This is a genomic window from Mesorhizobium sp. Root552, assembly GCF_001427285.1.
In the GTDB taxonomy this organism is placed as follows: domain Bacteria; phylum Pseudomonadota; class Alphaproteobacteria; order Rhizobiales; family Rhizobiaceae; genus Mesorhizobium.
Genome location: NZ_LMFV01000023.1, coordinates 336,439 through 358,064, shown reverse-complemented (window position 1 = coordinate 358,064; position 21,626 = coordinate 336,439). Strand labels below are relative to the sequence as shown.

Below are 21,626 nucleotides of genomic sequence, written 5' to 3'. Positions count from 1 at the left end.
ATCTGCCTCACGCGGCCCGGTGCCGCGAAACCTGTAGTGGTGCGCCGGTTTCCTGTGTCTCGGCAAAGAAACGCCGCAACAGGTTTTTCGATGCGAGCATGCGGTAGTCGGCTGTTGCGCGCATGTCGCTCAGCGGAGCGTAGTCCTGCGGATAGGCTTCTATTGCCGCTTCCACGGTCGCATCCGTCCACGGCTTGCCGAGAAGTGCCGCTTCCACCGCCTTGGCCCGCTTCGGCGTCGCCGCCATGCCGCCATATGTTATGCGCATGGTCTCGACCGTGCCGTCCTTGGCAAGCGTCAGGTAGAACGCGCCCAAAGCTGCGGTGATGTCTTCGTCGCGGCGCTTTGAAATCTTGTAGACAGCAAAGCGGTCGCCCTTGGCGGGAAGAGGAACATGCACGGCCTCGACGAATTCGCCGGGCTGGCGGTCTTGCTTGCCATAGGCAATGAAGAACTCTTCGAGCGGAATGGTGCGGCTTTGCTTGCCCTTGCGCAGGGTCAGGCGCGAGCCTAGCGAAATCAGCGGCGGCGGGCTGTCGCCGATCGGCGAGCCGTTGGCGATGTTGCCGCCGATGGTGCCCATGTTGCGCACCTGCTGGCCGCCAATGCGATCGATGAGATCGCCGAGCGCCGGAATGCGGGCGGCCAGAAGATCGAACGCTTCGGTATAGGTGACGCCCGCGCCGATGGTGATGACGCCGTTGCGCTCGCTGATCGAGCGCAGCCCTTCGATCTTGCCGATGAACACAACCGGCGAGATGTCGCGCATCATCTTGGTCACCCAAAGCCCGACATCGGTCGAACCGGCAACAACTGTCGCCTTCGGCTCTGCTTCCAGCACATCGGCGAGATCGTCGACGCTGGCCGGCACGATCAGGCGGTGCTTGCCCTCGCCCACCTCGACGCGGACGCCATCATCCATGGCGGCCAGCTTCGCGTAAATGGCGGAGCGCTCCGTCGCCAGCGGATCGTTGGCCACTTTTCCATAAGTTGAAATGGCGCGGCCGGCGCGCATGATCGCCTCGTAGCCGGTGCAGCGGCACAGATTGCCCTGCAGCGCCTTTTCGATATCGAGATCGCTCGGCTTGGGCGTTTTCATCCACAAGCCATAGAGCGACATGACGAAGCCCGGCGTGCAGAAGCCGCATTGCGAGCCGTGGAAATCGACCATCGCCTGCTGGACCGGATGAAGGTGCTCCGCGTCCGCGCTCACATGCTCGATGGTCACGACGTGGCAGGCGTCGAGAGATCCTACGAAACGGATGCAGGCATTGACGCTCTCATAGACCAGTTCCTTGCCGACACGCTTGCCGACCAGAACGGTACAGGCGCCGCAGTCGCCCTCGGCGCAACCTTCCTTGCTGCCCTTGAGGTTCTTCGACAGGCGCAGCCAATCGAGAAGCGTCTGATCCGGCGCAACATCCTTCAGCGACACATCGCGGTCGTTGAGGATGAAACGGATTTCGTTGCGAACCTTCACCCCAGCCATGTCAGCTCCCCCTGTAAGTCGAGTATCCGTAGGGCGAGATCAGAAGCGGGACGTGATAGTGCTTTTGCTCCGCCATGCCGAAACGGATCGGCACACGGTCAAGAAACGCGGGTTCGGGCAGTTTCGCGCCATCGCGCCGCAGATAGTCGCCAGCGGCAAATACCAGTTCGTACTCGCCGGTGCGGAAATCGTCGCCGGCAAGAAGCGGCGCGTCGCAACGGCCGTCCGCATTGGTGACGACGGTCTTCAAATGGGTGCGCTCGTCGCCGGAAATGCTGAAGAACTCGATCGAAAGGCCCTCAGCGGGCTTGCCGCTGGCCGTATCGAGGACATGCGTCGTCAAGCGACCGCCGTCTTTTGCGGTTCCTCCCAATTCATTGCCTCCCATTCCGGTACATCAAAACACGCGAGATTGGATTGTGCGCCATTTAACTGCGTAGCATAAGTGCCGGTCGAGCGGAGCGGCCCAAAAACACTTTCAAATTTTTTGGGGGGAATATGCGCCTCTCCCTTTGATAATCTGGCATGGCAACTACAAGGTCGGGAGCAGTCCAACATGCGTTACCAGCGTGACATGCGTGGCTACGGCGCCAATCCGCCGGACGCCAAATGGCCAGGCGGAGCGCATGTCGCGGTGCAGTTCGTCGTCAACTACGAAGAGGGCGGCGAAAACTGCATCCTGCACGGCGACAAGGCTTCCGAAGCCTTCCTGTCCGAGATCACCGGTGCGGCGCCTTGGGTCGGCCAGCGCCACTGGAACATGGAATCGATCTACGAATACGGCTCGCGCGCCGGCTTCTGGCGGCTGCATCGCCTGTTCACGAGCGCGTCGATCCCCGTCACCGTCTATGGCGTCGCGGCGGCTCTTGCCCGTTCCCCCGATCAGGTCACGGCCATGCAGGAAGCCGGCTGGGAGATTGCCACCCACGGTCTGAAATGGATCGACTATCGCGACCATTCGCCGGAGAACGAGCTCAAGGATATCGAGGAAGCAATACGGCTGCACACTGAAGTCACCGGCGAACGCCCCACCGGCTGGTACACCGGCCGCACCTCGGAGAACAGTGTCCCGCTCGTCGCCAGGCTGGGCGGCTTCGACTACATTTCCGACACCTATGACGACGACCTGCCCTACTGGCTCGACCATGACGGCCACGGCAACGCCATCTCACCGCAGCTCGTCATCCCCTACACGCTCGATGCCAACGACATGCGCTTCGGCATCCAGGCCGGCTTCTCCAACGGCGAGCAGTTCTACACTTACCTGAAGGACGCCTTCGATTCCCTCTATGCCGAGGGCAAGGCGGGCCGTTCAAAGATGATGACCATCGGCCTGCACTGCCGCCTGATCGGCCGGCCGGGCCGGGTGGCGGCGCTTCAGCGCTTCGTCGACTATGTGAAAAGCCACGACAAGGTCTGGCTGCCGCGCCGCATCGAAATTGCGCGCCACTGGCAGGAACATCACCCTTACGAGGCGGCAGCGCTTCGCCCGTCGCGCATGTCCAAGGCCGATTTCGTGAAAAGCTTCGGCGGCGTCTTCGAGCATTCGCCGTGGGTCGCCGAACGCGCCTACGAGCTGGAACTGGGCCCCGCGCATGACAGCGCCGGCGGCCTGCACAATGCGCTCTGCCGCGTTTTCCGTTCGGCCAGCGACACCGAGAGGCTCGGCGTCCTGAAGGCGCATCCCGATCTCGCCGGGAAGCTGGCCGCTGCCAAGCAACTGACGCCGGAATCGACCAGGGAACAGGCGGCCGCCGGCCTCGACGCGCTTACGACCAAGGAGCGCGAGCTGTTTTCCAAGCTCAACGCCGCCTATGTCACCAATTTCGGCTTTCCCTTCATCATTGCGGCCAAGGGCAGGACCAAGGAGGAAATCCTTTCCGAATTCGAGGCCCGCATCGGCAATGACCGCGAGACCGAACTCAAGACCGCCTGCAAACAGGTCGAGCGTATCGCCCTTTTGCGCCTGAAAGACATGCTGCCCCTCTAGGATTCAATCTATGGATATGAAGACCATGGCTGACCGCACCTATCATGTGCCCCGAGGCGGCTTGCCGCCCCAGAGTGACCTCATCACCGACCGCGCCGTCTTCACCGAGGCGTATGCTGTCATCCCGAAGCGGGAATTCAGCGATATCGTCACCAGCTTCCTGCCGTTCTGGGACAAGACGCGGCTTTGGGTGATCGCACGCCCGCTCTCCGGTTTCTCCGAAACCTTCTCGCAGTACATCATGCAGGTCGAACCGGGCGGCGGCAGCGACCGTCCGGAACATGATAGCGGTGCGGAGGGCGTGCTGTTCATCGTTGAAGGCGAGGTCACGGTCACGGTCGCCGGCAAGGCGCACCGCCTGACCTCCGGCGGCTACGCCTTCCTGCCGCCCGGCAGCGGCTGGACGCTGCGCAACAATGGCAGCCACACCGCCTCCTTCCACTGGATACGCAAGGCTTACGAATTCCTCGACGGCCTCGATGTGCCGGAACCGGTCTTCGCCAATGAAAACGACATCATGCCTGCCCCCATGCCGGACACCAACGGCGCATGGGCGACAACCCGCTTCATCGAGCCTTCGGACCTGCGCCACGACATGCACGTGACAATCGTCACGCTCCAGCCCGGCGCCGTCATCCCGTTCCCTGAAACCCATGTCATGGAGCACGGGCTCTACGTGCTCGAAGGCAAAGCCGTCTACCGGCTGAACCAGGACTGGGTGGAGGTGCAGGCCGGCGACTTCATGTGGCTGCGCGCCTTCTGCCCACAGGCCTGCTATGCCGGCGGGCCCAGCAATTTCCGCTACCTGCTTTACAAGGACGTCAATCGCCACGCCAAGCTTGGCGGCACATTCGCGCCGAGGCGCGCACCATGAGCGTAATCGTTGCCCAACCTCTGACGCGCGAAAGTTTTGCGCCTTTCGGCGACGTGATCGACGTCGAAACCAGCAACCACTATCCGATCAACAACGGCAAGTGCGAGCGCTACCACGACCTCGCACGGCCGGAAGTGACCGGCCCGAATGCGCGCGTGCTGATCTCGATCGCACGCGGCACGCCTTACGAATTCCCGTTGAAGCTGACCATGGTCGAACGCCACCCGCTCGGCAGCCAGGCGTTCATTCCAATGTCGCCAAACCCGTTCGTCGTCGTCGTGTGTCCTGATGGACCGGATGGACCGGGTACGCCGCAAGCCTTCCTGACCTCGCCCGGCCAAGGGGTGAATTATCGCCGCAACGCATGGCATGGCGTGCTGACGCCGGTCGGTGAAAACCAGGATTTCGTCCTCGTTGACCGGGGTGGCGACGGCTCCAATCTCGAAGAGTTCCATTTCTCGCATCCGTATGAAATCCGCTTGCCTAAAGGGTTCAAGCCGTGAGCGACGTCTCTCTGATCGACCGCCTGCTAGATGTCATCGAGTACGACATCGTGCCGAAAACGGCAGAAGGCGTGAAAGAGGGCAACAAGCTTTTCGGCGCCGCGATCCTCAGGAAGGGCAACCGCTCGGTCGTCATCGCCGAGACCAACAACGAGATCGAAAATCCGCTCTGGCATGGCGAGATCCATTGCCTGAAGCGGTTTTACGAAATGCCGAAAGCCGAGCGCGTCGATACGAAGGATGCGCTTTTCGTCGCCACGCACGAACCTTGTTCGCTGTGCCTGTCGGCGATCACATGGGCCGGTTTCGACAATTTCTACTATCTGTTCAGCCACGAGGATTCGCGCGACAGCTTCGCCATTCCGCACGACCTGAAGATCCTCAAAGAGGTGTTCCGGCTCGATCCCGGCGGCTACAATGCCGAAAACGCCTACTGGAAAAGCTATTCGATCCGTAAGCTGGCACGCACCATGCCTGAAGCAGACCGCACCCGGCTCGAGGCGCGCATCGATGCGATCTCGCGGCGTTACGACCAGCTTTCCGGCACCTATCAGTCCAGCAAGGCCGGCAACGACATCCCGCTCAACTGAGCGGATTTCCGCCGGCGGCGCGAAGCTGCCGGCAAGCGCCACGCACGTCGCAATCCGACATGCGACATTGCCCGGATTTGGCCGTGAGCCGCGGCGTGCGGGCGAGCATCTTTGATATTCCCGTCAAATCCGCCCGCATTGGTCCTTCAGTCACACCCTGTGATTGAAAACCCGTTGGTCCAAACACGACATGCGATTTACGCCACCCGATGTCGCATTCGGTCTTGCGTCGAACTTCGCCTTGCCCCCATTATTCACGACAAATGAATAACTAAAAAAGAGACCGGAAGGTCAAACACAGAGTGAGGAGCCTAGACCATGTCGAATGAACTTGAATTCCTCAGCCGCCGCGTCGCGACCGGCAAGCTTAGCCGGCGCGATTTCCTTGGCCGCGCGGCGGCGCTTGGAGTGAGCGCTGCTTTTGCCAACACGCTGCTTTCAGACGCAGCCCGCGCCGAAGGTCCGGTCAAGGGCGGCATGCTCAAGGCCGGCCTGCAGGGCGGCGAATCCTCCAACGTACTTGACCCTGCCCTGAACCTTAGCCAGGTGAACTTCTCGTTCGGCAAGGCATGGGGCGAAATGCTGGTCGAGCTCAATCCCGACGGCAGCCTCGAGAACCGCATCGCCGAGGAGATCGGCTCGTCGCCGGACGCCAAGACCTGGACCATGAAGATCCGCAAGGGCATCGAATTCCATGATGGCAAGACGGTGTCGGCGGAAGACGTGGTAGCTACCCTTGAGCGTCACAGCGATGAAAAGTCGAAATCGGCCGCGCTCGGCATCCTGCAGGGCATCGACACGATGAAGGCCAGCGGCGACGAAGTCGTCATCACGCTGAAGGACCCGAATGCCGACTTCCCCTACCTGATGGCCGACTACCATCTGGTCATCCAGCCGAACGGCGGCAAGGACAACCCGAATGCCGGCATCAGCGCCGGACCCTACAAGGTCACCGTCGATGAGCCGGGCGTCCGCTACGGCGGCGAAAAGTTCGCGAACTACTGGCAGGGCGACAAGATCGGCCACGCCGCCCAGATCGAAATCGTCGTCATCAACGATGCGACGGCGCGCACCGCCGCCCTCCAGGGCGGTCAGGTCAACATGATCAACCGCGTCGAACCGAAGGTCGTCGATCTCGTCAAGCGCGTTCCCGGCGTGACGATCCAGAACGTTTCCGGTCGCGGCTTCTACCCGTTCAACATGTTCTGCGACACCGCGCCCTTCGACAACAACGACCTGCGCATGGCGCTCAAGCTCGCCATGGACCGCGAGGAATTGCTCGACAAGATCCTGCGCGGCTATGGTTCGGTCGGCAACGACATCCCGGTCAACGAAGCCTATCCGCTGTTCTCGACCGATATCGAGCAGCGCAAGTTCGACCCGGACAAGGCAGCCGAGTTCTACAAGAAGTCAGGCCATAGCGGCTCGATCCTCTTGAGAACCTCGGACGTCGCCTTCCCCGGTGCCGTCGACGCCGCACAGCTCTACCAGCAGAGCTGCGCCAAGGCAGGCATCACCATCGAAATCAAGCGCGAACCGGGCGACGGCTACTGGTCGGAAGTCTGGAACAAGCAGCCCTTCTCGCTCTCCTACTGGGGTGGCCGCGCAACGCAGGACCAGATGTATTCCACGGCCTATGTTTCGAGCGCCGACTGGAACGACACGCGCTGGAAGCGTCCGGAGTTCGACAAGATGGTTGTCGCGGCACGCGGCGAACTCGATCAGGACAAGCGCAAGGCCATGTATCGCGACATGGCCATGGTGATGCGCGACGAGGGCGGACTGATCGTTCCGTTCTTCAACCAGTACATCGATGCCTCCGGCAAGGGTGTACAGGGCTGGGTAAGCAATCCCGCTCAAGAGATGTGCGGAGGCTACGCTTTGTCGATTTGCTGGCTCGAAGCCTAAGCCGGCCTTGAGCGCATGTCCTCACCCATCCTGAAACTCGTGGCCCAGCGCGTTGCGCTGGGCATCCTCCTGTTGGTGGCCGTTTCGGTCCTGATCTTCGCCGGCACCCAGGTGCTGCCCGGCGACGTCGCGCAATCCATTCTCGGCCAGGCGGCAACGCCTGAATCGCTCGCCAACCTGCGGGCGGAACTGGGACTGAACGATCCGGCCTATATCCGCTACTTCAGGTGGCTGGGCGGGGTCCTGACCGGTGACCTCGGCACCGCGCTTTCGAGTGGACAGGATATCGCCACCTCGATCGGCGGGCGATTGTGGAACACGCTGTTTCTTGCCTTTTGCGCTGCGCTCATATCGGTGCCGCTTGCGATCGTCCTCGGCCTGCTCGCCGTACGTTATCGCGACGGTTGGGTCGACAAGCTGATTTCGGGCCTGGCGCTCGCCTCGACCTCGTTTCCCGAATTCTTCATCGGCTATCTGCTCGTTTATTTCTTCGCCGTGCAATGGCAAATATTCCCGGGCATCTCCACCGTCTATGACGGCATGCCGTTCCTTGAGCGAATGCAGGCAATCGCATTGCCCGCGGCAGCACTAACCCTGGTCGTGCTGGCGCAGATGATGCGCATGACGCGCGCCGCCATCCTCAACGTCATGCAGTCAGCTTACGTGGAGACTGCGGAACTCAAGGGCCTGTCGGCGTTTTCCATCATACGCAAGCACGCTCTGCCCAATGCCGTCGCCCCGATCATCAACGTCGTGATGCTCAACCTTGCCTACCTGATCGTCGGCGTCGTCGTGGTCGAAGTCATCTTCGTCTATCCGGGCATGGGACAATATCTGGTCGATCATGTCACCAAGCGCGACGTGCCGGTCGTTCAGGCTGTCGGCCTCATCTTCGCCGCCGTCTACATCACGCTCAACATCGTTGCGGATATCGCGTCCATTGTCGCCAATCCGCGTCTCAGACATCCGAAGTAGGGCGCAGCCATGCTGGATATCAAACGCATCCCAATTCCAGCGCTGATCGGGATCGTCCTGACGGCTCTGTTCGTCATTGCGGCGGTCTTTGCGCCGTGGATTGCCCCACATGGCAACGCGCAGATCGTCGGCGACGTTTGGCAGCCGATGTCCTCGCAGTTCTGGCTTGGAACCGACAATCTCGGCCGGGACCTTCTATCGCGCATGATCTACGGCGCGCGCACCACGATCTTCATCGCGGTTCTGGCCACGGCCCTGTCGTTTACGCTGGGTTCCACGCTGGGCTTTTGCGCGGCTGTGCTCGGCGGCTGGTTCGACACGCTGATGTCGCGTTTCGTCGATCTCCTGATGGCCATCCCGACGCTGATCTTCGCCCTCGTCGTCCTGTCGGTTTTGCCGTCAACACTGGTGACGCTGATCCTGGTGATGGGCATCCTCGATTCGACCCGCGTCTATCGTTTGTCGCGCGCCATCGCCGTCGATATCGAGGTCATGGACTATGTCGAGGCGGCCAAGCTACGCGGCGAAGGCATGAGGTGGATCATATTCCGCGAAATCCTGCCCAACGCGCTCTCGCCGCTGATCTCGGAGCTCGGCCTGCGCTTCATCTACGCCATCCTGTTTTTGTCGGCGCTTTCCTTCCTCGGCCTAGGCGTGCAACCGCCGGACGCTGACTGGGGCGGCATGGTCAAGGAAAACAAGGACGGCATCGTGTTTGGCATCGGAGCGGCTCTTATCCCCGCCGCAGCGATCGCGGCGCTGGCCATTTCGGTCAACCTGGTTGCCGACTGGGTCCTCAACCGCACGACCAGCCTGAAGGGAGGGCGTGGGTGATGGCTGACAAACAAGCAGCGACCGACAAGAAGTCAAACCTCCTGCTCGACATCCGCAATCTGCGCATCGAGGCGACGGTTTATCCGCCCGGAGAGCCGCCTAAGAACATCGTCATCGTGCACGATGTTTCGCTAACCCTTGAAAGGGGCAAGGTGCTTGGCCTGATCGGTGAATCCGGCGCCGGCAAATCGACCATCGGCCTATCCTCGATGGGCTATGGGCGCGGTGGTGTGCGCATCACCGGCGGCGAGGTCATCTTGAATGGCCGCGACATACTGAAAGGCGGCAAGCAAGGCCTGCGCAAGCTGCGCGGACACGAGGTGTGCTACGTCGCGCAGTCTGCGGCTGCCGCCTTCAACCCTGCCCACCGCCTGATGGAGCAGGTCGTCGAGGCAACCCTTTTGCACGGCAGGGCGACACGCGCCGAAGCCGAAAAGCGCGCCGTCGGGCTGTTCAAGGCGCTCAGCCTGCCGGACCCCGAGAATATCGGCAACCGCTTCCCGCATCAGGTTTCCGGCGGCCAGTTGCAGCGCGTGATGACGGCGATGGCGTTGTGCTCGCAGCCGGACCTGATCGTCTTCGACGAACCCACCACCGCGCTCGACGTGACGACGCAGATCGACGTGCTGGCGGCGATCAAGAACGCCATCCGCGAGACGGGCGTTGCAGCCCTCTACATCACCCACGATCTTGCTGTGGTCGCCCAGGTGTCGGACGAGATCATGGTGCTTCGCCACGGCCGGCTGGTCGAATGGGGCGGCACGCGCCAGATCATCAAGGAACCCCGGCAGGAATACACAAACGCGCTGGTTTCCGTGCACGAAATCGACCACCAGGAAAAGAAGCCGGGCACGGCGCCGTTCCTGTCGGTCAAGAACGTCACCGCCGCTTACGGCGGCGGCAAGGTCAAGGTCCTGAAGAACGTCTCGGTCGATATCTTCCCCGGCCAGACATTGGCCGTTGTCGGTGAATCCGGTTCAGGCAAGTCGACGCTGGCACGCGCCGTCACCGGACTGTTGCCACCCGAACAAGGGTCGATCACCTTTGACGGCCGGCCATTGGCCAACCGGCTTGCCGACCGGCCCAAGGAAGACCTGCGGCAGTTGCAGATGATCTACCAGATGGCCGATGTGGCGATGAACCCGCGCCAGACCGTGGGAACCATCATCGGGCGGCCGCTGGAGTTCTATTTCGGCATGCGCGGGCGCGAACGCGATACCCGCGTCGCTGAACTCCTCGACAAGATCGAGATGGGCAAGGGCTTCAGCGACCGCTATCCGGCCGAGTTGTCCGGCGGACAAAAGCAGCGCGTATGCATTGCGCGATCGCTTGCCGCCAAGCCCAAGCTCATCATCTGCGACGAGGTGACGTCTGCTCTCGACCCGTTGGTGGCAAACGGCATCCTGAAGCTCCTGCTTGAGCTGCAGGCGGAAGAGAACGTCGCCTATCTGTTCATCACCCACGATCTCGCCACGGTGAAATCGATCGCCGATTCCATCGCCGTTATGTATCGCGGCGAGGTGGTGCGCTACGGGCCGAAATCGCAGGTGCTGAAGCCTCCCTTCGATGCCTACACAGACCTGCTGCTGTCTTCCGTTCCGGAGATGGAAATGGGCTGGCTGGAAAAGGCGATCAAGAACCGACGCATGGAAAGCGCCGGGAACTGATCTGGCATGAAGTCGAAACTGCTGCTCATCGTGCTGGACGGCCTGCCGTGGCGCAACTGGCGCTACATGGGCAACCTCGAAGGTTGGGTGCAGTCCGGCGCGGCGCAGGTGTGGCGCATGCGCTCGGTCCTGCCCTCCACCTCGGCCTCGTGCTACGCCTCGATCCACACCGGCGTTGCACCGCAGGCGCACGGCATCCTCTCGAACGACGTCGTGTTCAAGGTCGAGCAGCCCGACATCTTCTCCGAAGTCAGCAAGGCGGGCGGCAAGACCGGCGCCGTCACGCACTCGTTCTGGTCGACCTTCTTCAACCGCGCACCGTTCGATTTCGTTCGCGACATCGAATATGACGAGCCGGGCGGCCCCATCCATCATGGCCGTTTCCACACCATGACCGGCTACAACCGCATCAACCAGATGACGCCGAGCGACGCCGATCTGTTCGCGACGCTGACCATGCTGACCGAACGTTTCGGCATCGACTACGGCGTCCTGCACACCTGCACGCTGGATTCCATGGGTCATCGCTTCGGCCACGATTGCACGGAGATGGACACCGCGCTGTTCACCATCGACGCGCAACTCGCCGCCTTCCTGCCGCGCTGGCTCGCCAACGGCTACGAAGTCATCGTCACCGCCGACCACGGCCAGACGGACCGCGGCCACCATGGCGGCCATGACGAATTGCAGCAGGATTTCGCGCTCTATTATTTCGGCCCGGCCAAGGGGCCGAAGATGGATGTGCTGCTCGATCAGTTGCAGCTCGCGCCAAGCGTGCTGAAGCGGCTCGGCGTCAAGACGCCCGCCACCATGAAGGCCAAGCCTTTCTTGGCGTAGTCCGCATCACCAGATCCAGGCGCCGTGCCCAAGCACCTGCACCGCATCGACGATGCGTGTAAAGCTCGAGCGGGCGCGCGCAACCGAGTGCCGCCCCCTCAGATAGCCGTGGACGAGCCCGTCCTCTTCCAGCCAGAACGCCCGGCCGCCAGCGGCGACAACACGGTCGCGGTAGGCCTCGCCATCGGATGACAGCGGGTCGCATTCAGCAGTGAAGACAACCGTCGGCGGAAGATAGGCGAAATCGGCGTCCGCCAGCGGAGCCATGGTGATGTCGCCGGTGCGATCGACGCCGCCTGTCCGCAAGCGCTCATAATTGTGGAGGTCGCCGGTCGTCAGCATCGGCGCTTGCGCATGCGTGACATAGGAGCCGCGCGAGGTGTCGCCGCCAAGGGCCGGATAGATCAGCACCTGACCGACCGGCCTGGTTTTGTGGCCGCGCGTGGCATGGCTGACCGCTGCCGCGAGATTGCCGCCGGCGCTGTCGCCGCACAAAAGGATAGGACAGGCATAGGTGCTTGCCGCCCATTCGAAGGCACTCATCGCATCGTCGAAATGGGCGGGGTGGACATGCTCGGGCGCAAGCCGATAGTCGACCGACACCACCTCAAAGCCGGTTCGCGCGCAGAGTTCGGCGCAAACGTCGTCATGGCTTTCCAGGCCGCCCAAAGCGAAACCGCCGCCATGGAAATAGATCCCGACAGCCGCACCAGCGGCTTCGCCCGCGCGATAGATGCGTATTGGAATGTCGTGCGTCGGCGTCGGGATCGATGAAGTTTGTGCCGTAACGCCATCCGGATATCCGGAATGGAACTCCCGGCACATACGGTCATAGATGGCGCGCTGTTCGGCAACGGTCCGCTCGCCCGTGTCCTCTGGGTAGAACGCGTTGGTCCGCTCGATGAATGCCCAGGTCTCGGCGTCGATCAGCTTTTGATAGTCGGTCATAGGTGCCCTCCCTCGCTAAGAGGCAAAGCCGCTCTACCGCCCCTTCCACACTGGGTCGCGCTTTTCGGCAAACGCCTTGAAGCCTTCGAGATTGTCCTCGGACCCATAGAGCTTGTCGACCGTCGGCAACTGCCGGCGCGTCACCTTGTTCATCGTGTCCTGGAAGGCCAGCCCTTCGGCCACGCGCGCGGTTTCCTTGATGGCGGCGAACACCAGCGGCGGACCGCCTGCCAGCAACCGCGCAATCTCCCATACCCGCTCTTCAAGTTTTTCCTTCGGCAGCACTTCGTTGACGAGGCCCCAACGGTGCGCCTCCTGCGCATCCATCCAGCGGCCGGTCAGTAGAAGGTCCATGGCTATATGATAGGGAATGCGCTTCGGCAGCTTGATCGTGGCGGCATCCGCCAGCGTGCCGGCGCGGATTTCGGGCAAGGCAAACGACGAATGGTCGGATGCGTAGATGAGGTCGCAGGACAGCGCCAGTTCAAAGCCTCCGCCCACCGCCATGCCGTTGACGCAGGCGATCACCGGCTTGTTGAGGTCGCGCAATTCCTGCAACCCGGCAAACCCGCCGACCCCATAGTCGCCATCGACCGCATCGCCGGAGGCAGCGCCCTTCAAATCCCAGCCGGCGCAAAAGAACTTGTCGCCAGCCGTCTTGACGATGGCCACCCGAAGCGCGGGATCGTCGCGAAACGCCTTGAACGTGTGGCCCATCAGCCGCGACGTTTCCATGTTGATCGCGTTGGCCTTGGGCCGATCCAGCGTAACCTCGAGGATGGCGCCTTCGCGGCGCGTGGTGATGACGTCGGTCATGAAACCTCCCTTGAAACCAGCAATGCGTCGGCGATCCAAGCACCGTCGCCTTTCCCGCAGACGATCAGCGGATTGATGTCGAGTTCTTCGATACCGTCGGCGTTGCGCGCCACGAAATCCGCGATCCCGGCCACGGCCTCTATGGCGGCGGCAATGTCGGATTTGGTGCGACCGCGATACCCGTCGAGCAAGGGGAACATCTTCAGCCCGCGCAATGCCGCCTCGATCTCGTCGGTCGCGGCGGGCAACAACAGCGTGGCGCTGTCCTTCAGCAATTCGACCAGCACGCCGCCGCTGCCCAGCGTCATCGTCGGGCCGAAAACCGGATCGCGCGTGAAACCGACGATCAGTTCCGCCACCCCGCCCGCAACCATGCGTTCGACATAAAGGCCGGAGCCGAGCGGCAGGAGCGCCGTTGCAGCGGAACGCACGGCCCCTTCGCTGTGCAAGTTGAGCTTGACCGCGCCGGCTTCCGACTTGTGCGCGACACCCAGCGCCTTCAGCGCAACCGGAAAGCCAAGCTCGCGCGCCACGGCAACCGCTTCCTCCACATTGGCGACGCGCTCGCCCTTTGGCACCGCAAGACCCGCCTCGCGCAGCAGCGCCTTGGCTTCCGCTTCATCCAGCGTGACGCTGGCCCCTACCTCCCCCTTGCGGGGAGGTTGCGCCATGGGCGCGGGTGGGGGTGTTGTCATGGGTGCTCCCAACTCATCATTTCGTACCGACCCTAACGCGTGAGCAGCCGGCTTCTTCCACGCCTCGCCGATAAACGCCGCCGCCTCGGCCGCATCGAAAGCCTCGACAATGCCGTGGATGGGCACGATGCCGCGCTTGATCAGCTCGACGGCATGAACCTCCGGCAAATTCTCCAGCATCGAGGCGACGATTGCTCCGCGCGCATCATTTGCCTTCAAGGCAGCTTCGAATGCACTCACCGCGGTCCACCAGTCGGCATCCGAGCAGCGGTCGGTGCGCGGAAAATCCAGCACCAGCATGTTGAGGTCGAAGCCGCCCGAAACGAATGCGCCGAAAGCCTTCGTCATTGCCGGCTCGTCGTTCCAGATGAAGGTGTTGTAGTCGAGCGGATTGGCAACCGCGACCAGCGGGCCAAGCGCTTCCTTGACCCCCGCCCTCGTCTCGTCGCTCAAGGCCGGGAAGCCGACCCGGCGGCCTTCCGCCGTATCGGCCATCACCGAGGCTTCGCCGCCCGAACAGCTCATCGAGGACAGCCGCCCACCGGCCAGCGGACCGACAGTGTGCAACAGCTTCAGCGTTTCGAGGAAAGACGGGATCGAATCGACACGCGCAATGCCAAGCCGCTTGAGGAAAGCTTCAGACCCGGCATCGGAGCCGGCCAACGAAGCGGTATGCGAAATGGTGGCGGCGCGGGCCTGCTCGGAACGACCGACTTTCATGGCGACGATCGGCTTTTTGAGTTCACGCGCGCGGAGAGCGAGACGCTCGAAGCCGGCGACGGAATCGAAACCTTCGATATGCAGACCAAGCGCCGTAACGCGCTCGTCCTCGATCAGCCCCAACGCCATCTCGGACAAGCCGGTCTGCGCCTGGTTGCCGGCCGTCATCAGGAAGGCGACCGGCAGGCCGCGCTGCTGCATGGTGAGGTTGCAGGCGATGTTGGAGGATTGCGTGATGATGGCGACGCCGCGCTCACCCTCCTCCAGCCGCTTGCCGCCATGCTGGTCCGGCCACAACAGCGCGCCATCGGCATAGTTGATCAGGCCGTAGCAGTTCGGGCCGATGATCGGCATCGTGCCTGCCGCCGCGATCAGTTCGCGCTGCAGGCGCTCGCCGTCGGCATCGTCGTTTCCGGTCTCGCGAAAGCCGGCCGCAAAGCAGATCGCGCCGCCCGCACCAAGCGCCGACAACTGGCCGATGATGTCGATGGTGAGGTTGCGGTTGACGGCGACGAAGGCAGCGTCGGGTGCCGCCGGCAGGTCGGCAAGCGACTTGAACGCCGCAACGCCGTGGACGTCTGACCGGCTTGGATGCACCGGCCAGATTTTGCCGGCGTAGTTCATCTTCAGGCACTGTTCGACGACATTGGTGCCGAACGCCCCACCACCGATGATGGCGATCGATTTCGGGCGCAGCAGGCGGTCGAGGCGATGCTCCATCATCCGCCAACCGCCCTCAGCAGCGCCCTTGAAATAATATGCCGCTGGATTTCGCTCGTTCCTTCCCAGATGCGCTCGACGCGCGCATCGCGCCAGATGCGTTCCAGCGGCAGGTCATCCATCAGGCCCATGCCGCCGTGGATCTGGATCGCCTCGTCGGCAATGAACGCCAGAACCTCGGTCGCCTTCAGCTTGGCCATCGCCATGTCCTCGTCGGTGACCGTGCCCTGGTCGTATTTCCAGCCGGCCTCGCGGGTCAGCAATTCGGCCGCCTTCAGTTCCAGCGCCATGTCTGCAAGCTTGAACGATACGCCCTGGAACTTGCCGATCTGCTGGCCGAATTGCTGGCGCTGGGCGGCATATTCGATCGAGTGCTGCAAGGCGCGCTCGGCCCGGCCAAGGCAGGTCGAGGCAACTTGCAGGCGCGTCGCGCCGAGCCACGAATTCGCCACCTCGAAGCCCTTGTGGACTTCGCCCAGCACCTGCTCCTTCGGCAGACGGCAATCGTCAAATTCGAGGATGGCGTTGGTGTAGCCGCGATGCGACACATTGCGATAGCCGTCGCGCACCGCAAAGCCCTTGGTGCCCTTGTCAACAAAGAAGGCGGTGATCTTCTTGCGCTTGCCGCGCGGCGTTTCCTCTTCGCCCGAGGCCATGAAGCAGATGGCGAAGTCGGCAAGGTCGGCATGGCTGATGAAGTGCTTGGTGCCGTTCAGCACCCAGTCGTCGCCATCCTGCACCGCGCTCGCCTTCATGCCGCGCAGGTCGGAGCCCGCGCCCGGCTCGGTCATCGCAAGGCAGTCCCACTTCTCGCCGCGAATGCAGGGATAGAGATATTTTTCCTTCTGCTCGTCGGTGCCGGCGAGCAGGATGTTTGACGGGCGCGCCACGCAGGTCCAGTGCAGCGCGTAGTTGGCGCGGCCCAACTCCTTCTCGTAAAGCAGCCAGGTCAGCGTATCGAGACCCGCGCCGCCGACCTCGGCCGGCATGTTGGCGGCATAGAGACCGGCGGCAATTGCCTTGGCCTGTATCTCCTTGATCAGTTCCAGCGGCAGGTGGCCGCTGCGCTCCACCTGCTGCTCATGCGGATAAAGCTCGTTCTCGACAAAGGCGCGCGTCGTGTCGACGATCAGTTGCTGTTCTTCCGAAAGACCGAAATCCATCGCCTCAGCCCTTCTTCTTCGCGGCCACTTTCTTCTTCGTCTTTGCCACAGCCTTCTTCACCGGCTTGGCGGCCTTGGCCTTCACCGCAGCCTTGGACGCGGCAGGCTTCTTCTTCGATGCCAGGTCGCCAAGCTGCTTGGTGTAGGCCTTGTGGATCGCGCCAGCGCCCCAGCCCTTGCCCTTGTTCTGCTTGGACAGCGCCTCCATGATCGCGACCAGATTGTCGTCGCGGATCTTCTCCAATTCACGGATCGACCATTTGCCGGACTGGTCGTCCGACTGGCTGGCGATCAGGTCGACCAGTTCGTCATTGAACTCCGGCACGTCCATCAACTTGGTCCACGGCCATTTCAGGCATGGCCCGAACTGCGCCATGAAGTGGCGCATGCCGGCCTCGCCGCCGGCGACGCGATAGACCTGGAACATGCCCATCTGCGCCCAGCGCAGGCCGAAGCCGTAGCGCATGATGTCGTCCAGTTCCTCGACCGAGCAGATGCCGTCCTTGATCAGCCACAGCGCCTCGCGCCAGGCCGCTTCCAGCAGGCGGTCGCCGACGAAGGCTTCGATCTCCTTGCGGATCACCACCGGCTTCATGCCGATGGAAGCATAGATTTCCTTAGCCACCTCGATGGCCTCTGGAAAAGTCTGTTCGCCGCCGACGATCTCGACGATTGGCAACAGATAGACCGGGTTGAACGGATGGCCGACCACCAGCCGCTCGGGATGCTTCTTCATCGCCACCTGCATGTCGGTCGGCTTGATGCCGGAGGTGGAGGAGCCGATGATCGCGTTGGCCGGCGCGTGCATGTCGATCTCGGCCAGCACCTTGTGCTTGAGGTCGAGCCGTTCCGGCACGCTTTCCTGGATGAAATCGGCATCGGCCACCGCCTCGGCAATGGTCCTGGCGAAGGTCAGCCTGCCTTCCTTCGGCAGTCCGCCCGGAAGCATCTGCTTATAGGCGCGGCGCGCGCCCTTCATCACTTCACCGACCTTGCGCCTGGCTTCCGGGTCCGGATCGAAGATCGCGACATCGATACCGTTCAACAACAGGCGCGCGACCCAGCCCGCGCCGATAACCCCGCCGCCGACCGCGGCTGCCTTGGCGATGATTGTCGTCATGCGGATGTTCCACTTCTCAATTTGGCTGTGGCCGGATCGGCGAGCGGCACGCGCTCGCCTGCTCGGATCACCTTGGGGTCATAGGCTTTGCGTGCAAATACTTCGAACACGAACGGTGCGAAGAACTCGATCGGCAGCGTGTCGTAGTCGGGATCGAAACTCGTCTGGTCCCAGCGTTCGCAAAAAAGGTCGCAGTCGTCATAGAAGGCGTGACCGGCAAACTTGTCGCGCGCATGCGAGTTTCCGCCGGTGTGGTGCGCGTAGTAGAGGCGTTGAAAGTCACCGTGCTTCTCGACCACCCACGTGCATTGTTCGCGCACGAAAGGCTTCACTATCGCGGCCGCATACTCGTCGTGATTGTAAGGTGCGTAGATGTCGCCGATGTCATGCAGCAGCGCGCACGCAATCCAGTCCGTATCGGCGCCGTCGCGCCAAGCACGCGTCGCCGCCTGCAGGGAATGTCCGAGCCGGGTAATCTTGTAGCCGGACAGCCCTTGATCGAGTTTCACCAGAGCGTCGAGCAAGCGCTCGCCGGTCTTGGCGGCAAACTCGATCTCATGCTCGGTCAGGAAGGCGTAATCCTCGCGGTCGCCGTCCTTCATTGCAGTGAATTTTACAGTTTCCATCTTCGCGGAACCCTGTGGTCTGGACGTTCAGGCAGCCAGCGGCGCACGCTTGGTAAGGTTCAGCTTCTTGCGCACCTCTTCAGGCCCGATCACCCGCGCGCCCATGTTGGAAACCACCGTGACGGCGCGCTCCACCAGTTGCGCGTTGGTGGCCAGAACACCCTTGTCCAGCCACAGATTGTCCTCCAGCCCGACGCGTACGTTGCCGCCGGCAAGCACCGCTGCCGCGGCATAGGCCATCTGGTTGCGGCCAAGCGAGAACGCCGACCATGTCCATTCCTTCGGCACGTTGTTGACCATGGCCATGAAGGTGTTGAGGTCGTCCGGCGCGCCCCACGGCACGCCCATGCAAAGCTGCACCAGCGCATCCGGCTTCAGCACTTCTTCCTGCACAAGCTGCTTGGCAAACCACAGATGCCCGGTGTCGAAAGCCTCGATCTCCGGCTTCACGCCGATCTCGGTCATCATGGAACCCATGGCGCGCAACATGCCGGGCGTGTTGGTCATCACGTAGTCGGCTTCGGCGAAGTTCATCGTGCCGCAGTCCAGCGTGCAGATTTCCGGAAGGCACTGGCGCACGTGCTCGACGCGCTCGGCAGCGCCCGCCATGTCGGTTCCCTGCACCTTCAGAGGCAAAGGGTTTTCCGGCGAGCCGAACACCATGTCGCCGCCCATGCCGGCAGTGAGGTTCAGCACGACATCGACATCCGCCGCGCGGATACGGTCGGTCACCTCGCGGTAGAGATGGACATCGCGGCGCGGCTTGCCGGTCTCGGGGTCGCGCACATGGCAGTGCACCACAGCAGCACCCGCCTTTGCCGCCTCGATGGCCGAGTCGGCAATCTGCTTCGGCGAACGCGGCACATGCGGGCTGCGGTCCTGCGTGCCGCCCGATCCGGTCACGGCACAGGTAATGAAGACCTCGCGATTCATCTCGAGCGGCATGGCAATCCTCCCTAAAGCTTGGCCATCATCGCGCCGCTTGCGGCGGCTTGCTTTGCGTTTTACGAATAGAGAATGGCAAGAAACGAAAAACCATCCATCTTCCGTGCCGACCATACGCCGCTCAAGGTCACGCTGCTGGTGTTTTCCGGCGCGTCGATCATGTGCGTCGCCTCAGCCATCGATCCCCTTCGCGCCGCCAACCGCATCACCGGCGAAACCCTGTTCGACTTCAAGCTGGTCTCGATGACGGGCGAGCCGGCGGCCACCACTTGCGGCCTGCCCGTCGCCGTCAGCGGGCGCTTCGACGCCAGTGACGACACCGACATGGTGGTCGTCATCGCCGGCTTCGGCACGCAGCATTACGCCACCGCCGCCCTGCTTGCCGGCCTGCGCCGCATCGCGCGCGCGGCGCGCGCGGTCGGCGGCGTCGAGGCAGGCACATGGCTCGTCGCCCGCGCCGGCCTGCTCGAAGGCCGTGCCGCGACTACCCACTGGGAGGACATGGAGGATTTTGCCGCCGCCTTCCCCGGCACCGACGTGCGGCCGGACCGCTATGTAATAGACGGTCCCGTGTTCACCAGCGGCGGTGCATCGCCCACCTTCGACCTGATGCTGCATCTCATCCGCTCGCGCCTCGGCATGGCGGTGGCGCTCGATGTGGCGAGCGTGTTCATCTACGACCAGTCGCGCGCCGCGACCGACGCACAGCCGCTGGTCTCGCTCGGCCGCCTCGACGGCTACGACCCGCGCCTTGCGCACTCGATCCGCCTCATGGAACAGCATGTCGACCAGCCGCTGCCGGTCGCGTCCGTAGCCCGGCGCGCAGGCGTCACGCCGCGCACGCTCGAAAACATCTTCCGCAAATCGATCGGTGAAACGCCGGGCGCCTATTACCTCAGGCTCCGCCTCAATGCAGCACGGCGGCTGGTCGTGGACACGCGCGTGCCGATGGCGGACATCGCCGCGCGCACCGGCTTTTCCTCCGCCGCAACCTTTTCGCGCGCCTTCGCCAACAGCTTCGGCGAAGCACCCTCGCAGTTCAGGCAGAAATAGAAGCGGTTCACATTCGTTTGGACAAAAGCCATTCCACCGCCGCCGCGAGATCGGCCGTCACGGCAGTCGGCGGCGGATCGAAGCGTCGTTCGTCGCCCGCACGATACTTGCCGGTCCGCACCAGAAGCGCTGCGCCGAGACCAGCCTGCAAGGCCCCCGCGACATCGCTTTCGGCATCGTCGCCCACCATCGCAACCTCGCCGGCAGCACAACCCATCTCGCGCAGGCCAGCTTCGAAGAATGCCGGCGCGGGCTTGCCGATCACCGTCGCCTTCGCTCCGCTGGCGAACTCCAGCGCCGCGACGAAGGCGCCCGCATCCATGCTGGGCAATCCGTCCCGATCCTTGAACAGGCGGTTGTTGGCCAGCGCAATGAAATCCGCTCCGTCCATCAACTGCCGGAAGGCCCGGTTGAGCATCGCATAGTCGAAAGTTTCGCCGGCATCGCCGACGACCACCGCCGGCGGCCCCGCGAATTCTATCCCATCGAATTCCGGCCCCAGTTTCGGATGGACCACAAGGTGCGGCGAGCGCCCGTTTTCCAGAAGCCAGGCGATGGCGGCCCCGGCAGGGGTCAGCACTTCATCGTCGGAAACCTCGATGCCGAAACCGGCAAGCTGGGCCACGAGCGCCTTGCGCGGCGAGCGCGTCGTGTTGCTGATGAAGCGAACCGAAAGCCCGGCTTCGCGCAACCGCCCGATCGCTTCGGCAGAGCCGGGTATCAAGGTGTCGCCATCATAGACCACACCGGCAAGATCCAGAAGCACGCCACGCAGCATCGGCAAAGGATGGCCGAGGCTCCTTTCCGCGTCAAACTTTTTGACGGCCCTCAGGCCGCCGCGTCGCGAGATTCGGCAGGCTGGTCGAGCAGCGTGCGCAACCGGCGCGCAAGCTGGGCTTCGAAGCGGCTGGCAACCGCGCGATCCCACTCATTGCCGGATTGCGAACCGGATGACGGGCGCGGCAATGTCATCAATCTATCGATGATGGAGTCGGAAACTTCGTTGGACAGAAGAGCGTCGATTTCACGTTCGTGCTGCATGTCGCTTCGCCTCCTTTCGACTCGTTTGATGAGTGATATAGAGGCGGCCCGTGACGGGCTCGTGAAGACATAGCGGCAGTTTTGCGGCAGCGGCAAAAATCTCCTTCTCGCC

At 62.8% G+C, this 21,626-nt stretch carries 21 protein-coding genes; 10 read left to right on the top strand and 11 right to left on the bottom strand.

Going from position 1 to position 21,626, the window contains the following annotated elements:
• Positions 1-7: 7 nt before the first annotated feature.
• A complete protein-coding gene (gene xdhA, locus ASD50_RS12455) occupies positions 8-1,489 on the bottom strand; it encodes a xanthine dehydrogenase small subunit (protein ID WP_056241379.1) in 1,482 nt (493 codons plus the stop codon).
• 1 nt (position 1,490) lies between these two features.
• Positions 1,491-1,877: a hydroxyisourate hydrolase gene (uraH, locus tag ASD50_RS12450; RefSeq protein ID WP_056241371.1), complete on the bottom strand. Its 387-nt coding sequence runs from the start codon at positions 1,875-1,877 to the stop codon at positions 1,491-1,493.
• Between the two features lie 168 nt (positions 1,878-2,045).
• Between uraH and puuE the strand changes: the two genes are divergently transcribed.
• The 9 genes from puuE to ASD50_RS12405 all read left to right on the top strand — a co-directional run bounded on the left by puuE (position 2,046) and on the right by ASD50_RS12405 (position 11,667).
• Positions 2,046-3,479, top strand: a complete 1,434-nt coding sequence (puuE, locus tag ASD50_RS12445; RefSeq protein WP_056241368.1) for an allantoinase PuuE — start codon at positions 2,046-2,048, stop codon at positions 3,477-3,479.
• Between the two features lie 25 nt (positions 3,480-3,504).
• A complete protein-coding gene (locus ASD50_RS12440; protein ID WP_056241586.1) occupies positions 3,505-4,353 on the top strand; it encodes a bifunctional allantoicase/(S)-ureidoglycine aminohydrolase in 849 nt (282 codons plus the stop codon).
• On the top strand, positions 4,350-4,856 hold the full coding sequence (locus tag ASD50_RS12435; protein ID WP_056241362.1) for an ureidoglycolate lyase: 507 nt from the start codon (positions 4,350-4,352) through the stop codon (positions 4,854-4,856). The genes ASD50_RS12440 and ASD50_RS12435 overlap by 4 nt, the downstream gene beginning before the upstream one ends.
• Positions 4,853-5,446 (top strand): nucleoside deaminase, encoded by a 594-nt coding sequence (locus ASD50_RS12430; RefSeq protein ID WP_056241359.1) that lies wholly within the window; start codon positions 4,853-4,855, stop codon positions 5,444-5,446. The genes ASD50_RS12435 and ASD50_RS12430 overlap by 4 nt, the downstream gene beginning before the upstream one ends.
• Before the next feature lie 318 nt (positions 5,447-5,764).
• Positions 5,765-7,354, top strand: a complete 1,590-nt coding sequence (locus tag ASD50_RS12425; RefSeq protein WP_056241356.1) for an ABC transporter substrate-binding protein — start codon at positions 5,765-5,767, stop codon at positions 7,352-7,354.
• A gap of 15 nt (positions 7,355-7,369) precedes the next feature.
• Positions 7,370-8,329: an ABC transporter permease gene (locus tag ASD50_RS12420; RefSeq protein ID WP_056241352.1), complete on the top strand. Its 960-nt coding sequence runs from the start codon at positions 7,370-7,372 to the stop codon at positions 8,327-8,329.
• A 9-nt stretch (positions 8,330-8,338) separates the two neighbouring features.
• The gene (locus tag ASD50_RS12415; RefSeq protein ID WP_056241348.1) at positions 8,339-9,163 is read left to right on the top strand and encodes an ABC transporter permease; all 825 of its coding nucleotides are present in this window, start codon (positions 8,339-8,341) and stop codon (positions 9,161-9,163) included.
• Entirely contained in the window at positions 9,163-10,830 is a 1,668-nt protein-coding gene (locus ASD50_RS12410; protein ID WP_056241345.1) for an ABC transporter ATP-binding protein, read from the top strand. Before ASD50_RS12415 ends, ASD50_RS12410 begins: the two co-directional genes overlap by 1 nt.
• A 6-nt stretch (positions 10,831-10,836) precedes the next feature.
• Positions 10,837-11,667: an alkaline phosphatase family protein gene (locus tag ASD50_RS12405; protein WP_056241342.1), complete on the top strand. Its 831-nt coding sequence runs from the start codon at positions 10,837-10,839 to the stop codon at positions 11,665-11,667.
• A gap of 6 nt (positions 11,668-11,673) precedes the next feature.
• Here the strand turns inward: ASD50_RS12405 and ASD50_RS12400 are convergent, their stop codons facing one another.
• The 7 genes from ASD50_RS12400 to ASD50_RS12370 are packed head-to-tail and all read right to left on the bottom strand — an operon-like array spanning position 11,674 to position 19,420.
• A complete protein-coding gene (locus ASD50_RS12400; protein ID WP_056241339.1) occupies positions 11,674-12,615 on the bottom strand; it encodes an alpha/beta hydrolase in 942 nt (313 codons plus the stop codon).
• A gap of 33 nt (positions 12,616-12,648) precedes the next feature.
• Entirely contained in the window at positions 12,649-13,431 is a 783-nt protein-coding gene (locus ASD50_RS12395; RefSeq protein WP_056241336.1) for a carnitinyl-CoA dehydratase, read from the bottom strand.
• A complete protein-coding gene (locus ASD50_RS12390; RefSeq protein ID WP_056241332.1) occupies positions 13,428-15,569 on the bottom strand; it encodes an acetate--CoA ligase family protein in 2,142 nt (713 codons plus the stop codon). Before ASD50_RS12390 ends, ASD50_RS12395 begins: the two co-directional genes overlap by 4 nt.
• The gene (locus ASD50_RS12385) at positions 15,566-16,729 is read right to left on the bottom strand and encodes an acyl-CoA dehydrogenase family protein (protein ID WP_056241328.1); all 1,164 of its coding nucleotides are present in this window, start codon (positions 16,727-16,729) and stop codon (positions 15,566-15,568) included. Before ASD50_RS12385 ends, ASD50_RS12390 begins: the two co-directional genes overlap by 4 nt.
• A gap of 4 nt (positions 16,730-16,733) precedes the next feature.
• Positions 16,734-17,849, bottom strand: coding sequence for a 3-hydroxyacyl-CoA dehydrogenase NAD-binding domain-containing protein (locus tag ASD50_RS12380; protein ID WP_056241325.1), 1,116 nt, complete (start codon positions 17,847-17,849; stop codon positions 16,734-16,736).
• Positions 17,846-18,475, bottom strand: coding sequence for an HD domain-containing protein (locus tag ASD50_RS12375; protein WP_056241322.1), 630 nt, complete (start codon positions 18,473-18,475; stop codon positions 17,846-17,848). Before ASD50_RS12375 ends, ASD50_RS12380 begins: the two co-directional genes overlap by 4 nt.
• Before the next feature lie 27 nt (positions 18,476-18,502).
• Positions 18,503-19,420 carry a 3-keto-5-aminohexanoate cleavage protein gene (locus ASD50_RS12370; RefSeq protein WP_056241317.1) on the bottom strand — a complete coding sequence of 306 codons (918 nt, stop codon included), beginning with the start codon at positions 19,418-19,420 and terminating at the stop codon, positions 18,503-18,505.
• A gap of 72 nt (positions 19,421-19,492) precedes the next feature.
• Here ASD50_RS12370 and ASD50_RS12365 point away from each other — a divergent pair, with 72 nt between their 5' ends.
• On the top strand, positions 19,493-20,473 hold the full coding sequence (locus ASD50_RS12365; protein WP_056241314.1) for a GlxA family transcriptional regulator: 981 nt from the start codon (positions 19,493-19,495) through the stop codon (positions 20,471-20,473).
• A gap of 7 nt (positions 20,474-20,480) precedes the next feature.
• On the opposite strand, the gene ASD50_RS12360 is transcribed toward ASD50_RS12365, so the two are convergent.
• Complete coding sequence (locus tag ASD50_RS12360; RefSeq protein WP_056241310.1) at positions 20,481-21,251, bottom strand: TIGR01458 family HAD-type hydrolase; 771 nt, start codon at positions 21,249-21,251, stop codon at positions 20,481-20,483.
• 50 nt (positions 21,252-21,301) lie between these two features.
• Positions 21,302-21,514, bottom strand: coding sequence for a hypothetical protein (locus tag ASD50_RS12355; protein ID WP_056241307.1), 213 nt, complete (start codon positions 21,512-21,514; stop codon positions 21,302-21,304).
• Between the last annotated feature and the right edge of the window lie 112 nt (positions 21,515-21,626).